Genomic DNA, 15,832 nt, shown 5'->3' with positions numbered 1-15,832 from the left:
GGATTGATGCCTATATTAAAAGGCTGATTTAATCGGCAAGTGTATCATTGAATAGTTATTTACCGCAGATGCCAATTCTAAATAATCGTTTCATGTAGCGGGAGGGGTAATGTCTAAGATTGATTTCAAGCAAAAGTTGAATTACCAACGCAAGTTCAGTAAATCCTCTATTCATTCCGATGATGAAGAACAAGTGACTCGCCAATTTGAAAGTGATCGTGGGCGGATCATCAACTCAGCCGCTATTCGGCGGTTGCAACAGAAAACACAGGTTTTTCCACTGGAACGCAATGCGGCTGTACGCAGTCGGCTGACGCATTCGCTCGAAGTGCAGCAAATAGGGCGCTATATATCAAAAACGATTATCGCGGAGCTGGCAAAGCAGAACTTATTGGAAAAATATGGGCTGAGTGATCGCTTGCTTGCTTTTGAAAGCCTGATTGAGATGGCTTGCCTGATGCACGATATTGGTAATCCTCCCTTTGGCCATTTTGGCGAGGCAGCGATTAAGGATTGGTTCTCCCGTCGATTAGATCCTGACTATTTGCCCCATTTGCCGAAAACACAGAGTCGGCAGGATGCCTGTAAGGTCGCAGCATTGCGCCTGACGGGAGAAGATAAGAAAGATCTATTTCGCCGGCAATTGCGTAGAGATTTATGTCAGTTTGAAGGTAATGCCCAGGCTATCCGTCTGGCACACAATCTGCTGCGTTTAAATCTCACTTATGCCCAGATTGGTTGCATATTGAAATATACCTGTCCGGCCTATCGTCTGGAAGAAACTCCGGCTGAATTCAGTTACCTGATGAAAAAAATAGGTTACTACTGGTCAGAAGATAGCTTTATCCGTGAATTGAAAAAAGAACTGCAAATGGGAGATTTCTGCCGTTTCCCGCTGACATATATTATGGAAGCCGCAGATGATATCTCATATTGCATCGCAGATTTGGATGATGCGGTTGAAAAAGACATTTTTAATGTTGCTCAGTTGGTAGAATATCTGAAAAAAGAGTGGGAAGAAAACGGGGGGCACCGGAAAGGGGATTTGTTCGAATCCACCGTAATACAAGCTTATAAAAAAACCACTAATAACGAAGCCCGTCGTAATATCCATGAACAATTTTTCATGTATTTACGGGTATTTATCACAGGGAAATTGGTGCCTTATACCGCCAAATTGTTTATTGAACACCTGCCTGAAATCTATGCTGGTACATTTAATCATGCCCTGCTGGAAGGAAATGGCGATGAACACCGTTTATTGAAAACCCTGAAAAATGTCACCCGTAAACGGGTTTTCAATCATCCTGAAGTGGAAGAGCTGGAATTACAGGGATACCGCATTATTACCGGATTGCTGGATGTATATAGCCCTTTACTGGAATTGCCTCGACAGGATTTTATGGAACTGAACCAGCATAATTTTCACAAACAATACTTTATTGAAACGCGCCTGCTGCACAAACTTTCGACCAAGCATCGTTTGGCTTATAGTGAGGCCGTGGAAGGAATTGTTGCCACTGATGAGGCCGAAAAAGATGCGATCGAATTTTATTATCGGGCGCGCCTCATTCAGGACTATATCAGTGGCATGACGGATCATTACGCTTATGAAGAATATCGTAAATTTATGGTATCAAAGTAACGGATTGACTCGCCCTGAGGATATCAGGGGTAGCAGCCATGACATGATTAATTTCATCCATAAATTCCAGTAATTCTGGCTCCAGATCGACCAGTGCAGCCCCTTGTTGCAGTTGTTTTTCGACAAATTCGCAAATTGCTTTTAGTTTAGGCACACCGTTGTAGCAGCAACTGCCATGCAATTGGTGGACATGATGCTGAAAGTGTTTGCGGATGGCTTCACCATCGCCAGTCAAAACCTGCTCAATCCTATTTTTCATATCAGGTAATGATTGCACCAGCATCTCTAACATCTCCCGTGCCAATGATTCTTTGCCGGCGGTTTGCTGCAACGCCATCTCCCAATCAATGGCTTGTGGTTTTTTTTGCTGGCAATACTGGTGCAACAGTGTTTTAAGATGGTTTTCATCCAAGGGCTTGGAAAGGCAATCGATAAACGGTGCACTTTTTTTCTCATGGCAGGTAAAAGCGGTAACGGCCACAATGGGTGTCTCTTTGTGTTGAGGTAATTGATGGATCTGTTCAGAAGTTTGGATGCCATCCATATCCGCCATCTGGATATCCATTAAAATCAGATCCAGCGAATATTGTTGCGCTATTTCCAGTGCTTCTACCCCATTACTGCACAGCAAGGGATTTTCAACGAGTTCATTGAGCAGCGTGCCAATCAATTTCAGGTTTGCGGGATTATCGTCCACCGCCATAACGGTCATGGGTAAACGTGATAATGCCGAACAGACTGGCAGATGTTCTGGCAAGGCTCCGAATGAATACTCTTCTTTTTCCAGCCAGATATCAAAATAAAATACTGTTCCTTTCGCAACTTCACTAATAAAATCGATTTCTCCCTTCATTTCATTAACCAGTCGCTTAGTAATACTCAACCCCAATCCGGTGCCCCCGTAATGACGGGTAATACTGGCATCTGCCTGATTGAAGGCCTGGAACAGAATTGGACGGTATTCCGGTTTGATCCCAATACCTGTATCGGTCACAGTAAAATCAATCTGTACAAGGTGGTGTTGCTGTTGGCGTAATTTGATATCCAGCGTCACGCTGCCTTTATCCGTGAATTTAATAGCATTGCCAATCAGGTTAGTCAGTATTTGTTGTAATCGAATGGGATCGCCAATCATCAAGTTGGGTAACTCATCATCAATATGGTGATGCAGGGAAAGATTTTTCACGCTGGCAGCAGGTGTCAAAAGTTCAATAACTTCATTGACGGTATCCCTGAGCAGAAAAGGCACCTGATCCAATACCAGTTTATTAGATTCCAGACGTGAAAAATCCAGAATATCATTGATAATTTTCAATAGATTATTAGCCGATCTGTCAATGACATACAGATATTCCATCTGTTGTGGCGTAATGACGGTTTTTAACATCTGGCGGGTAAAGCCAATGACCCCATTAAGCGGCGTGCGTAATTCATGGGACATATTGGCCAGAAATTCCGTTTTGATCCTGACCGCTTCCTGTGCGCGTTTTTTGGCGATAGTCAGTTCAACATTCTGAATCTCCAACTGTTCCATCGTAATTTGCAGGTCGGAAGTGGCTTGATCAATATGAAGTTGCATCTCATATTTATATTTTGAGAGCGATTCTGCCACGGTATTAATGCCATTTTGGAGTGCAGCCAATTCTCCAGGCATAGCACCTGTCACGCGACTGTTCAGTTGTCCCTGACGGATGCGATCGACAGCTTTAACCATGCAATTCAGAGGTTGAGTAACTTTACGTACCAGCCCATGGGCAAACAAGGCTGTTCCCCCAAGGCACAAAATCAACAAAATGATGGCAGTGGAAATCTCTTTGTATTGCTGGAGCTGGGCAACGCGTAAATCCAAATCAATAGCGATATAGCCAATCGGCGGCGTATCGCTGGTGGACGTGTTCCAGGGATTAGGAGAAGAATTTCCTGAGATAATTGGCATCTTCAGGATGATACTGTTGTCGTATTCCGTTTGGGATAAGGTTGTAGGCATGGCTTCGTTGGCAGTGAGCTTCAAGCGATTGACATCATACTTGTCATTCGAAATATCGAATAACTTGTTATGCTTATCAAAGATCGCAATTGCCTTGACAATCTCAAAGTTTCGTCGATGCAGGCTGTTTATCAATGAGTCAACTTGCTGGCAGTTGTCCAGATTAATGCCAACCTCGCTGGCGATAGATAAGGGTTCAATAATGCTGATCCCTCTGAGGACTATCAGTTTCTTCAACTCGTAATAGCGGTATGAGATAAATGATATACTCACAAGCGTTCCGACCAGTAAAACAGGAACCAATATCAGGCTCATCATACGGGTGCGTAGGCTATATTTGGTCATAGGCGTCCATTGTGGGAAAATCAGAACTCAATTTTTCAAAGTCAGTCAGAATCATGGTGCAATTTTACTCCCCAAATCGTCGCTCCGTAAACCGAGGCATTATTTCCGTTACCGCAGATAACCTTGATGCACAAGGGCAAGGCATTGCCCGTCATCAGGGAAAAACCATCTTTATTGCAGGATTATTGCCAGATGAGCAGGCGCAGATCCAACTGACAGAAGAAAAACGTCAATTTGCTAAAGCAAAAGTTGTGAAAAGGTTATCAGATAGCCCGCATCGCGTCGCACCTCACTGCCCACATTTTAAGGTGTGTGGCGGGTGCCAACAGCAGCACGTTGCCACTGAGCTGCAAGTTAAAACTAAGGCTAGTGTACTGGAACGCCTGATCCAACGGGAAACAGGCATTAGCATCAGCGCTCATCCCATTATTCACAGCCCAGAATATGGCTATCGGCGCAGAGCCAGACTCGGCCTGCAATATCACGCTAAACAACGCACATTATTGATGGGATTTCGCCAGAGCCAGACCAATGATTTGGTGAATATTAAACACTGTCCGGTGATGCGTCCTGAGTTGGAACAATTATTGCAGCCGCTGTACCAGTGCCTGAATAGTCTGCATACGGTAAAACGGCTGGGGCATGTAGAATTAGTCTTAGCGGATAATGGCCCATTAGTCGTGTTGCGCCATCTTGACTCCCTTAAGCACGAAGATAAGGAAACACTGCGCCTCTTTTCGGTGCAGTACAATGTAGCAATTTATCTGCTGGGTGATGAAAAATCCCTTGAACCATTGGCGGCGGAACAACCCGCGCCGTGGTATCAGGTGAATGGGGTGAAACTGGTGTTCAGCCCGCAAGATTTTATTCAGGTAAATGATGTGGTTAACCAGAAAATGGTTGCACAGGCGTTGGCGTGGCTGGATTTACAACCAACAGACAGAGTATTGGATCTGTTTTGTGGCATGGGGAACTTTACCCTGCCGATCGCAACTCAAGTACAGGCAACTGTGGGTGTGGAAGGGGTTGCTGAGCTGGTGGCAAGTGGGCAATATAACGCCCGGCTCAATAAACTTAATAATGTCGATTTTTTTCATGAGAATCTGGAATCGGAGATTCACCAGCAGCCTTGGGCAGCACAAGGATTTAATAAAGTGCTGCTGGATCCCGCCCGCGCTGGTGCGGCGGGGGTTATGGCACATATTGTAAAATTGGCCCCCGAAAAAGTGGTTTACGTTTCCTGTAACCCCACAACACTCGCACGGGACAGCAAGGTTTTGTTGGAGGCAGGTTATCATCTTGTCAGTGTGCGGATGCTGGATATGTTCCCGCACACAGGCCATCTAGAGTCCATGGCGCTGTTTAGCAGTGAACCCATGATCGAGTAGGGAGAAATTATGGTTGCGGTAAGAAGTGCGCATCTCACACCGGCAGGTGAATTTGCGGTCGATAAGTGGATCGCGAGTTTAAACATTACTAACCCACAATCCAGTGAAAAGTTGGTCGAAACCTGGCGATATTGTCACGAAAAAGTTCAGGGTCACTCCAATGCGGAACTGTTGCTATGGCGCGGTGTGGAAATGGTGGAGATCTTGTCCACATTGAGCATGGATAATGACAGTATGCGTGCTGCGCTACTTTTTCCCATCCTTAATGCCAGGCTACTCGATAGCGAAACAGTGACAGAAACATTTGGCAAAGGCATCACGAATTTGGTGCATGGTGTATTGGAAATGGATGCCATTCGCCAACTAAAAGCCACTCATACCGATGCGACTTGCTCAGTACAGGTTGATAATGTTCGCCGGATGCTGCTGGCGATGGTGGAAGATTTTCGTTGTGTGGTTATCAAGCTGGCAGAACGCATTGCCCATTTGCGGGAGGTGAAAGATGCCAGTGAAGATGAACGGGTGCTGGCTGCCAAAGAGTGTTCCAATATCTATGCTCCTCTTGCCAATCGGCTGGGAATTGGGCAGCTAAAATGGGAGCTGGAAGATTTCTGTTTCCGTTATTTACATCCCGATGAATATAAGAAAATTGCCAAGTTATTGCATGAGCGCCGGATTGATCGTGAACAGTATATCGAGAAATTTGTGACAACTTTGCGTAAATATATGCTGAAAGAAGGGGTTCGTGCTGAAATATACGGGCGACCGAAGCATATTTACAGCATTTGGCGCAAAATGCAGAAAAAAGCCCTGTCTTTTGATGAATTGTTTGACGTGCGTGCCGTACGAATTGTTGTTGAGCGTTTGCAGGATTGCTACGCAGCACTTGGGATAGTCCATACTCACTATCGTCATTTGCCGGATGAATTTGACGATTACGTTGCCAACCCGAAACCGAATGGTTATCAGTCGATTCATACTGTCGTTTTGGGACCAAATGGCAAAACGCTTGAGATCCAGATCCGTACCCGTCAGATGCATGATGATGCAGAACTTGGCGTAGCAGCACATTGGAAATACAAAGAAGGCGCTGCGCTTGGTGGTGGTAAATCCGGCAGTTATGAAAGCCGTATTGCATGGCTGCGGAAATTGATCGCATGGCAGGAAGAAATGGCGGATACCGGTGAAATGCTGGATGAAGTGCGCAGTCAGGTATTTGATGATCGCGTCTATGTCTTTACGCCAAAAGGGGATGTCATTGATTTACCAATTGGCTCTACGCCATTGGATTTTGCCTATCACATTCACAGTGATGTCGGCCATCGCTGCATTGGGGCAAAAATTGGCGGGCGTATCGTACCATTCAGCTATCAGCTTCAGATGGGCGATCAGATTGAAATCATTACCCAGAAGCAACCTAATCCAAGCCGCGACTGGTTGAATCCTAACCTTGGCTATGTAACGACCAGCCGTGGACGCGCAAAAATCCACAATTGGTTCCGTAAGCAAGATCGTGACAAGAACATCATTGCTGGCCGCCAGATGCTGGACAATGAGTTGGCACATTTGGGGATCACGGTCAAGGAAGCGGAGAAAGAGCTGATTGCCCGTTATAACGTCCATACATTGGAAGAAGTGCTGGCGGGCATTGGTGTCGGTGATATCCGTATCCACCAGTTAGTGAATTTCCTGCAAAGCAAATTCAATAAAATTACGGCGGAAGAAGAAGATCGCGAAGCGCTTCGCAACCTGGAGAACAAAACCTATACACCACGTAATACCAGCAAAGATAATGGCCGTATTGTTGTGGAAGGGGTAGGTAACCTAATGCATCACATTGCGCGTTGCTGTCAGCCTATCCCTGGTGATGAGATTATTGGATTTATCACTCGTGGGCGCGGGATTTCCATCCACCGTGCGGATTGTGATCAGTTAGCGGAACTCGAAGCCAGCTCGCCGGAAAGGATAGTCGATGCGGTCTGGGGGGAGAGTTATTCCAGCGGCTATTCACTGGTGGTGCGCGTTGTTGCCAATGATCGCAGTGGATTATTGCGTGATATTACGACCATCCTCGCCAATGAAAAAATTAATGTATTGGGCGTCAGCAGCCGCAGTGATGTTAAGCAACAGCTTGCCACTATTGATATGGACATTGAGATTTATAACTTGCAAGTGCTTGGGCGGGTATTGGCAAAACTCAATCAGTTGTCTGATGTGATTGAAGCCAGACGTTTGCACGGTAATTGATTAAAGCATGGATTAAGATGAAACCAAACTCTATTGAACGACTAAAGGGGATTATGGCGCAGTTGCGCCATCCTCAGGATGGCTGCCCTTGGGACAAGGTACAAACCTCCGCAACAATTGCCCCATATACATTGGAAGAGACCTATGAAGTGCTTGATGCGATTGAGCGCAATGATGTCAACGCATTAAAAGAAGAGCTGGGGGATTTGCTGTTTCATATCGTGTTTTATGCCCAGATGGCTCAGGAGCAGCAACAGTTTGATTTTGATGATATCTGTGAAGCGGTGTGTGACAAACTGGAGCGCCGCCATCCTCATATCTTCAATCAACAAGCGGGGATTAGCAGCGAAGAGGCAATAGGCAGTTGGGAACAACGCAAGGCCGCAGAAAGGGCTGAAAAAGATCAGCATTCGGTACTGGATGATATTCCTGCCAGTTTACCAGCCCTGATGAAGGCTTATAAAATCCAGAAACGCTGCGCTTCGGTAGGTTTTGATTGGGATACTATTGGCCCTGTGCTGGACAAAGTCTATGAAGAAATTGATGAAGTCATGGATGAAGCGAAACAGGCGGTGGTTGATAAAGAACGATTGGAAGAAGAGTTGGGGGATTTACTGTTTTCAGTGGTTAATTTATCCCGTCATTTTGGGCATAAGCCGGAGATCGCACTACAAAAAGCCTGCCAGAAATTCGAGAATCGTTTCCGTAATGTCGAAAAACTGATCCTCGACAAAGGCTTGTCACTGGAAACGGCTACATTAGATGAAATGGAAGCGATGTGGCAGCGAGTGAAAAGTCAGAAGATATAGCAATCACAAACCAGGTGGCATTATAGACTCACGAGCAACTCCTGCGTTGCTTTATCCTGTCAAAAAATCATGGAAATAACGAAAAGGATGTCGCTTAAACGGCTAAATAACCTGAGTCAGTGAAAAAAATTCACGACATTAACATAATGAATTTAAAGAGAAATGAGAGTATTTGTTTCGCTGTGTTACTGTTTATATGACACCTTACCCCATTTAGATGGTTTGTAGCGAAATTAAGGTTAGGGTATACTGCTTTCCCGTCCTGTTATATTCATCATCCTTTTAAACCTAAACTTTCAGGTTCAGCATGAAAACTAATTATATTTTTGTGACCGGCGGGGTCGTATCCTCTCTGGGTAAAGGCATTGCCGCAGCCTCTTTGGCGGCTATACTCGAAGCCCGTGGACTCAATGTCACCATTATGAAACTGGACCCGTACATCAACGTTGATCCAGGCACAATGAGCCCAACCCAACACGGGGAAGTTTTCGTTACCGAAGATGGCGCTGAAACTGATCTTGATTTAGGTCATTATGAACGTTTCATCCGAACCAAAATGACACGCCGCAATAACTTCACGACGGGTCGTGTCTATTCTGAAGTGCTGCGCAAAGAACGCCGCGGCGATTATTTGGGTGCAACCATTCAGGTTATTCCTCACATCACCAATGAAATCAAAGACCGCATTATCCGTGGTGCAGAAGGTCATGACGTTGTGTTGGTGGAAATCGGGGGCACTGTCGGTGATATCGAATCCCTGCCATTCCTTGAAGCCATTCGTCAGATGGCGGTGGAAGTAGGCCGTGAAAACACGCTGTTCATGCATCTGACTCTAGTGCCTTATATGGCCGCAGCGGGCGAAGTGAAAACTAAGCCGACCCAGCATTCCGTGAAAGAATTGCTGTCCATTGGTATTCAGCCTGACGTATTGATTTGTCGTTCAGATCGCATCGTCCCTGCCAATGAACGTGCAAAAATTGCGCTTTTCTGTAACGTTCCAGAGAAAGCAGTTATCTCCTTAAAAGATGTTGATTCCATTTATAAAATTCCAGCCCTCTTGAAATCTCAGGGCTTAGATGATTATATTTGTAAACGATTCAGCATCGAATGCCCTGAAGCGGATCTGTCTGAATGGGAACAGGTCATTTATGAAGAAGCCAACCCATCGGGTGAAGTGACCATCGGGATGGTGGGCAAATACGTTGAGCTGCCAGATGCGTATAAATCAGTGATTGAAGCACTGAAACATGGCGGGTTGAAAAATCGCCTGACTGTTAACATCAAGCTGATCGATTCACAGGATGTTGAAACACGTGGTGTTGACGTATTGAAAGGTCTGGATGCGATTCTGGTGCCGGGTGGTTTTGGTGGCCGTGGTATCGAAGGCAAGATCATGACCGCACGCTATGCTCGTGAAAATAAAGTCCCATATTTGGGAATTTGTCTGGGTATGCAGGTGGCTCTGATTGAATTCTCTCGCAATGTTGCGGGAATGGCTGAGGCTAACTCCACTGAATTCGATCCTGAATGTAAGTTACCGGTTGTTGCTCTGATCACTGAATGGCGTGATGAGAACGGCAACGTAGAAGTACGTAGCGAAGAGAGCGATCTCGGTGGAACGATGCGCGTTGGTGGCCAATTGTGCCATCTGACTGAAAATAGTCTGGTACGTAAACTTTATGGCCAGAATGACATCATTGAGCGTCATCGTCATCGTTATGAAGTGAATAATTTGCTGTTGAAACGCATTGAAGATGCAGGCTTGCGTATTGCTGGCCGTTCAATCGACAACAAACTGGTGGAAATTATCGAGAACCCAGCGCATCCGTGGTTCGTGGCGTGCCAGTTCCACCCAGAATTCACTTCAACGCCTCGCGATGGTCATCCGCTATTTGCTGGCTTCGTCGAAGCTGCCGGCAAATATCAGAAAGGCCAGTTGAAATAAGATATGGGGCAATGGATTGATATTAAGCAAATTAATTTTAAGGTAATAGTTTTAAGATGTTAGCTTTTAAGAGAATGGCTTTTAGTTTCAATTTGTTGTCCTGAATTTAACTTGTACTGAGGAAAACCTAATGTCCAAAATCGTTAAAGTGCTTGGCCGTGAAATTATCGACTCCCGTGGTAACCCAACGGTAGAAGCAGAAGTACACCTGGAAGGCGGCTTCGTTGGTCTGGCTGCTGCACCATCAGGTGCATCAACCGGTTCTCGTGAAGCACTGGAACTGCGTGATGGCGATAAGTCTCGTTTTATGGGTAAAGGTGTACTGAAAGCAATTTCTGCGGTTAATGGGCCGATTGCACAGGCTCTGGTCGGTCAGGATGCAAAAGATCAGGCTAACATCGACAAAATCATGATCGAGCTGGATGGTACTGAAAACAAATCTAATTTCGGTGCTAACGCGATTTTGGCTGTTTCTCTCGCAAGCGCCAAAGCCGCCGCCGCAGCGAAAGGTATGCCTCTGTATGAGCACATCGCTGAGTTGAACGGTACTCCAGGTAAATTCTCCATGCCTCTGCCAATGATGAACATCATCAACGGTGGTGAACATGCAGACAACAACGTAGATATTCAAGAATTCATGATCCAGCCAGTTGGTGCAAGTACACTGAAAGAGGCTGTACGCATGGGTTCTGAAGTATTCCACAATCTGGCGAAAGTGCTGAAAGCCAAAGGTATGAACACTGCGGTGGGTGATGAAGGTGGCTATGCGCCAAACCTGGAATCTAACGCAGCAGCGCTGGCAGCAATCAAAGAAGCGGTTGAGAAAGCGGGTTACGTACTGGGTAAAGACATTACTCTGGCGATGGACTGTGCAGCTTCTGAATTCTATAACGAAGAAACGGGCAACTATGAACTGAAAGGTGAAGGTAAGACTTTCACCTCTCAGGAATTCACCCACTATCTGGAAGGACTGACCAAAGAATACCCGATCGTTTCCATCGAAGATGGCCTGAACGAATCTGATTGGGATGGTTTTGCTTACCAGACTAAAGTATTGGGTGACAAAATCCAGTTGGTTGGTGATGATCTGTTCGTAACTAACACCAAGATCCTGAAAGAAGGTATCGAAAAAGGTATCGCAAACTCCATCCTGATCAAGTTCAACCAGATCGGTTCTTTGACTGAAACTCTGGCTGCAATCAAGATGGCAAAAGAGGCAGGTTACACAGCGGTCATCTCTCACCGTTCTGGTGAAACTGAAGATGCAACGATTGCTGATCTGGCTGTTGGTACTGCGGCAGGTCAAATCAAAACGGGTTCTATGAGCCGTTCTGACCGTGTTGCTAAGTATAATCAGTTGATCCGTATTGAAGAAGCACTGGGTAATCGTGCTCCTTTCAACGGCCTGAAAGAAGTGAAAGGCCAGGCATAATCGTCGGTTTTCCCTGCTAAAAAATAAATATTTTTTATGTTTCGGCGAAAGAGAGTTTTCTCTTTCGCCTTTTTATTGAAAGAAAATTTTATTTTTCATACCGGTTACTTATCTTATTACAGGGTGAAAGTGTGATATGACAACAGAAATTTAGTTCTTTTTTTAGCCAATAATTCAGTGGTCAGATAAATCCCGCGTAACAGATCCCAAAATTATACAACCCGTATTTTATTCTTTGCTAATACTCCTTATTATTTCACATGTAATGTAATTCCTTAACATTTGTGGCAATGATTCATCAATTATTCTTTTTACATTGCAAAGTTATGTTTCATTGTTTTATGGAGTCTTCATGGACGCTTCTGAATCTTTAACACCAGCGATTGGGCCTACACTCTCAAATAAAAGAGGCTTAATTATTCTCGCGCTGGACATCATTTTGCTTGTGACATTACTTAAGTTTTTACCCTATGGTGAAAAAGCAAATGCAGGCTTGGCATTAATGGTATTTGTTGGCGTGTTATGGTTAACAGAAGCCATTCATGTCACCATTACAGCTCTGTGTATTCCTATTCTGGCGGTTGGCCTGGGATTGATGAATACCGGTGATGCACTGAAATCTTTTGCAAACCCAATAATCTTTTTGTTCTTCGGTGGTTTTGCACTGGCAACGGCGCTACATATTCAAGGTTTGGACAGATTGATAGCTAACCGCTTGCTGATGATCGCCCGTGGACGTTTATCTGTGGCGGTATTGCTAATATTTGGTATTACTGCTCTGCTTTCTATGTGGATAAGTAACACGGCAACTGCAGCCATGATGTTACCACTGATCCTTGGAATTCTGGCTAATCTGGATGTGCGTACTGAGCGTAATACCTTTGTCTTTGTGCTGCTTGGTGTTGCATACAGCGCCAGTATTGGTGGCTTGGGAACGTTGGTAGGTAGCCCACCCAATGCTATCGCTGCCGCACAACTGGGTATGGATTTCTTTACATGGATGAAATACGGCGTGCCAATGGTCATTATTCTCATGCCCGTTATGGTTGGGGTGATGTACCTCATGCTGCGTCCAAACCTGAATCATAAATTTGAGCTGGAATTGGAGCACCTGGAATGGAACGGTAAACGTGTTATTACTATGGGCATTTTCCTGTTAACCGTAGTGTGCTGGATTTTCAGTTCATTCATTAGTGATGTACTGGGCGGTGTCAAAGATCTGGATACAATTATTGCAGTGAGCGCTGCCATCCTGATTGGTATCACTGGTGTATCAACATGGTCACAGATTCAAAACAACACAGAATGGGGAGTGTTGATGCTGTTCGGTGGTGGCCTGACATTGAGTGCTGTTTTAAAAAATTCTGGTGCCAGTGAAGTTATGGCGAATGGCATGGCGGCGACTTTTGGCACTAGCCCTTGGTTTGTGATCATTATTGCGATTGCTGCGTTTATTATTTTCCTGACCGAATTCACAAGTAATACTGCTAGCGCAGCGCTACTTGTACCTATTTTTGCTACGGTTGCAGAAGCGCTGGGAATGCCGGTCGTGGTTTTGACCCTGATAATTGGTATTGGGGCATCCTGTGCATTTATGCTACCTGTAGCAACGCCACCTAATGCAATTGTTTATGGCTCTGGTTATATCAAACAAATTGAAATGGTTAGGGTAGGCATAGTGCTGAATTTGGTATGTATTGCTATTATTTCTGGGATTGCCTGGTTCTTCTGGCTGTAATTCCTTTCGGCTCTTCATACTTAAATAAGCCATGATCAAAATCGCCACCTGTAAAGGTTAACACCATTCAGTTAAGAATATTTTGATTGCATGGGATAGCGGGTTTTCGACAGACGAACGGTCCGACTTTTGGGCCGTTTTCTTCAGGCAAAATATATCGCTTAACTCTTTCCCTCAGTCTCAGTGCTCTGAGTTTTTTGGGAATAGTGCTGGGAGCTGCTATCGTACACCATAAAGCTTCATCTTGAATATCCCGCAACGCCATAATAAAACTGATACGGAGTGGCGAGACGTAGCCTCGGCGGCTACTCGTCGCCAGACTATCTTATTTTTACAGAAGAAGTGGTAAAGGGGACTGATTGAAATGTTTACATTAACCTGAATTCTGGATAAGGAATTGATGAAGTGCCTGTTCCAAGAGCAAAGTTTTGGTGCACACCAAAACTTTGCTCTTGGAACAGGTTATGGACAAGTTAGTTGAAATTTTCTGTGATGTCGTGGTGCACTGGGAAAAGCTGCACTGTTTCTTGCGGGTGAAAGCCCCGTCGTAGAAGATTAGCCAGATCACTACGTAGCGAGTCTTGCATCTCCGGCGGTAACAAAGAAGATGAAGCGTAGACAGCGAAACATTCGAGCCGAAACCAATAGGTGAACGTGATAACTCCGAAATTCGCTGATTGTGTTGTGCCGATGGTATCCGTCGAACCAGCAGGCAATAGTTTCTGAATGGACACACTGGTGATTTTTTTCCAGTCAGAAGCACACACCGGAGTCTCAGGCACCGGCGAGTTTGTAGAGAACAGTGCGGAACCCAGAAGATCCTGACACCTCTCAAGGGAATGAGTATATCGGGCACAAGTGCCAAAACACAAGGCCTGAGAGATGGGTATCAGGAAGTCGGAGTCAGCCATAGTAGTGATGAAACGAGTAATGATCGCGGAGCGAAGGGCTGGCAGACAGATCGAACGTGAGAGGGAAACAATGACCGTACACAGCAACGACGGACAACCATGGTTAACAAAACTTGAGCGTATAGGCAAGAAATCAGCCTGTAACAAACAGGGCAAACGGGTCTAAATTATACTGATGGAAAACCCACCGTAAGGACTTTCAACATATAACTATTATCCCAGCCGGCTTTATGCCGCTTGGTTTTGATGCTCACCTTAACCGTTTTCTCATTTTTCAGCAGGTTTAACGCGATTTTATTCATTAAAAGGCGGAGCTTGTACATCAATTTGTGTAATTGCCTGTATCGATTATGTTTAACTAATCAACTTGTAGTGGTAGGATAGGCATGACTCAGCCCTTCTTTTTGCTTTTTTGTTTGTGGGAAATCATCAAAATTCGCAAAATTGGACTGAGTTTCTCTGATACTCCTACCATTTTGAAAAGTCATATAGAATAGCAAGCTTGTGAGATGTCCGAATTACTTTTACCACTTCAGCGTTCATATATATCATGTTTATGAATGAGGCGAAACTTTTAAAGCCAGTAAATAATAAAACGCATTTTTATTCCATCCAAGATTAGCAAAGCGCAAATAAGTATATAGTTCCTTTTTTTCGTGAAAAGGTAAATCTGCAGCTAATAATCGTTTACTCCATTCCTTTCCAGTTATGAAATAACTTTCAGTTAAATCATAGCAGTATGTCAATTTCATGCCGACTTTCTCTATCATCTCAATAAACATTCCCAAATTAATAATTTCGCCCCAACCAAACATAGCATTTTGGATAGAATCCTTAAAACGACTTTTTTGTACTTCTATCATAATTTCTTGTGAAATGAAAAAAGTATCTTCAATGATTAGTACTCCGGTTGGGGATAGTAACTTTAAAAGGCGCTTTAGTTGTTCAGGTTTATTTTTTAAATGGCAAAATGTTCCACAAAGAAAGATAGTGTCATAAACTTCATTAAGATTGACTGTTTCAAAACTGGTAATGTGAATAACAGCTTTATCATCAACATGACGAAATACATAGTCGCTTTGTTCTTTGGAGGTACTTATTCCAGTATAATCTACATATTCAAAACGTTCTCTGATACGTTTCAATAGACATCCCCATCCAGTACCGACTTCAAGAATTTTAGTACCATCGGTGACATTTCCTTTCTCAATCAACTTATCAAGCATGTTCTTAACACTCTGTTCCAAAGTCACCGTATTATGTAAAAATAGTCCAGTAGAGAACTTCATATAAGGTTCTAAAAACGATTGAAATATGTGTAGATCTTTATCATATTGAGTTTGAATAATTACATTTTTCATCTGAAATATCTCCTTCTAAAAATA

The 15,832-nt window shown here is 44.3% G+C and carries 10 protein-coding genes and 2 pseudogenes; 8 read left to right on the top strand and 4 right to left on the bottom strand.

Annotated features, from left to right (window positions below; genetic code table 11):
* Window positions 1-109 precede the first annotated feature (109 nt).
* A complete protein-coding gene (dgt, locus tag Xish_RS04085; RefSeq protein WP_099116834.1) occupies window positions 110-1,645 on the top strand; it encodes a dGTPase in 1,536 nt (511 codons plus the stop codon).
* Here the strand turns inward: dgt and Xish_RS04080 are convergent.
* Window positions 1,629-3,977 (bottom strand): ATP-binding protein, encoded by a 2,349-nt coding sequence (locus tag Xish_RS04080; RefSeq protein WP_099116833.1) that lies wholly within the window; start codon window positions 3,975-3,977, stop codon window positions 1,629-1,631. The two genes, dgt and Xish_RS04080, sit on opposite strands and share 17 nt — an antisense overlap.
* A gap of 53 nt (window positions 3,978-4,030) precedes the next feature.
* Here Xish_RS04080 and rlmD point away from each other — a divergent pair, with 53 nt between their 5' ends.
* From rlmD to Xish_RS04050, 6 genes are all read left to right on the top strand, one after another.
* Entirely contained in the window at window positions 4,031-5,365 is a 1,335-nt protein-coding gene (gene rlmD, locus Xish_RS04075; RefSeq protein WP_099118656.1) for a 23S rRNA (uracil(1939)-C(5))-methyltransferase RlmD, read from the top strand.
* 9 nt (window positions 5,366-5,374) lie between these two features.
* Window positions 5,375-7,612: a GTP diphosphokinase gene (gene relA / locus Xish_RS04070; RefSeq protein WP_099116832.1), complete on the top strand. Its 2,238-nt coding sequence runs from the start codon at window positions 5,375-5,377 to the stop codon at window positions 7,610-7,612.
* Window positions 7,613-7,629: 17 nt separating this feature from the next.
* Window positions 7,630-8,421 (top strand): nucleoside triphosphate pyrophosphohydrolase, encoded by a 792-nt coding sequence (mazG, locus tag Xish_RS04065; protein ID WP_099116831.1) that lies wholly within the window; start codon window positions 7,630-7,632, stop codon window positions 8,419-8,421.
* A gap of 307 nt (window positions 8,422-8,728) precedes the next feature.
* Window positions 8,729-10,366: a glutamine hydrolyzing CTP synthase gene (gene pyrG, locus Xish_RS04060; RefSeq protein WP_099116830.1), complete on the top strand. Its 1,638-nt coding sequence runs from the start codon at window positions 8,729-8,731 to the stop codon at window positions 10,364-10,366.
* Between the two features lie 130 nt (window positions 10,367-10,496).
* The gene (eno, locus tag Xish_RS04055) at window positions 10,497-11,798 is read left to right on the top strand and encodes a phosphopyruvate hydratase (protein ID WP_099116829.1); all 1,302 of its coding nucleotides are present in this window, start codon (window positions 10,497-10,499) and stop codon (window positions 11,796-11,798) included.
* Window positions 11,799-12,150: 352 nt separating this feature from the next.
* Complete coding sequence (locus Xish_RS04050; RefSeq protein WP_099116828.1) at window positions 12,151-13,536, top strand: SLC13 family permease; 1,386 nt, start codon at window positions 12,151-12,153, stop codon at window positions 13,534-13,536.
* A 71-nt stretch (window positions 13,537-13,607) separates the two neighbouring features.
* On the opposite strand, the pseudogene Xish_RS18870 reads toward Xish_RS04050, so the two are convergent.
* Window positions 13,608-13,831: pseudogene (locus tag Xish_RS18870) on the bottom strand (IS4 family transposase); the annotation flags it as partial.
* A 544-nt stretch (window positions 13,832-14,375) separates the two neighbouring features.
* Here Xish_RS18870 and Xish_RS19115 point away from each other — a divergent pair.
* A complete protein-coding gene (locus tag Xish_RS19115; RefSeq protein ID WP_258087083.1) occupies window positions 14,376-14,507 on the top strand; it encodes a hypothetical protein in 132 nt (43 codons plus the stop codon).
* Between the two features lie 107 nt (window positions 14,508-14,614).
* Here Xish_RS19115 and Xish_RS18865 read toward each other — a convergent pair.
* Window positions 14,615-14,740, bottom strand: a pseudogene (locus Xish_RS18865) (ISAs1 family transposase); the annotation flags it as partial.
* 261 nt (window positions 14,741-15,001) lie between these two features.
* Window positions 15,002-15,808 (bottom strand): SAM-dependent methyltransferase, encoded by an 807-nt coding sequence (locus tag Xish_RS04030; protein ID WP_099116827.1) that lies wholly within the window; start codon window positions 15,806-15,808, stop codon window positions 15,002-15,004.
* Window positions 15,809-15,832: the final 24 nt, after the last annotated feature.

The sequence above is a fragment of the Xenorhabdus ishibashii genome, from assembly GCF_002632755.1.
Taxonomy (GTDB): Bacteria; Pseudomonadota; Gammaproteobacteria; order Enterobacterales; family Enterobacteriaceae; genus Xenorhabdus; species Xenorhabdus ishibashii.
This window is presented reverse-complemented; position numbering and strand designations above follow the sequence as displayed.

Bases quoted from the DNA above. Each gene is read 5' to 3' on its own strand.
- Xish_RS04050 (WP_099116828.1), top strand. From the start codon at position 12,151: ATGGACGCTTCTGAATCTTTAACACCAGCGATTGGGCCTACACTCTCA.
- mazG (WP_099116831.1), top strand. From the start codon at position 7,630: ATGAAACCAAACTCTATTGAACGACTAAAGGGGATTATGGCGCAGTTG.
- Xish_RS04080 (WP_099116833.1), bottom strand. From the start codon at position 3,977: ATGACCAAATATAGCCTACGCACCCGTATGATGAGCCTGATATTGGTT.
- eno (WP_099116829.1), top strand. From the start codon at position 10,497: ATGTCCAAAATCGTTAAAGTGCTTGGCCGTGAAATTATCGACTCCCGT.
- pyrG (WP_099116830.1), top strand. From the start codon at position 8,729: ATGAAAACTAATTATATTTTTGTGACCGGCGGGGTCGTATCCTCTCTG.
- rlmD (WP_099118656.1), top strand. From the start codon at position 4,031: ATGGTGCAATTTTACTCCCCAAATCGTCGCTCCGTAAACCGAGGCATT.
- relA (WP_099116832.1), top strand. From the start codon at position 5,375: ATGGTTGCGGTAAGAAGTGCGCATCTCACACCGGCAGGTGAATTTGCG.
- Xish_RS19115 (WP_258087083.1), top strand. From the start codon at position 14,376: ATGAGTATATCGGGCACAAGTGCCAAAACACAAGGCCTGAGAGATGGG.
- dgt (WP_099116834.1), top strand. From the start codon at position 110: ATGTCTAAGATTGATTTCAAGCAAAAGTTGAATTACCAACGCAAGTTC.
- Xish_RS04030 (WP_099116827.1), bottom strand. From the start codon at position 15,808: ATGAAAAATGTAATTATTCAAACTCAATATGATAAAGATCTACACATA.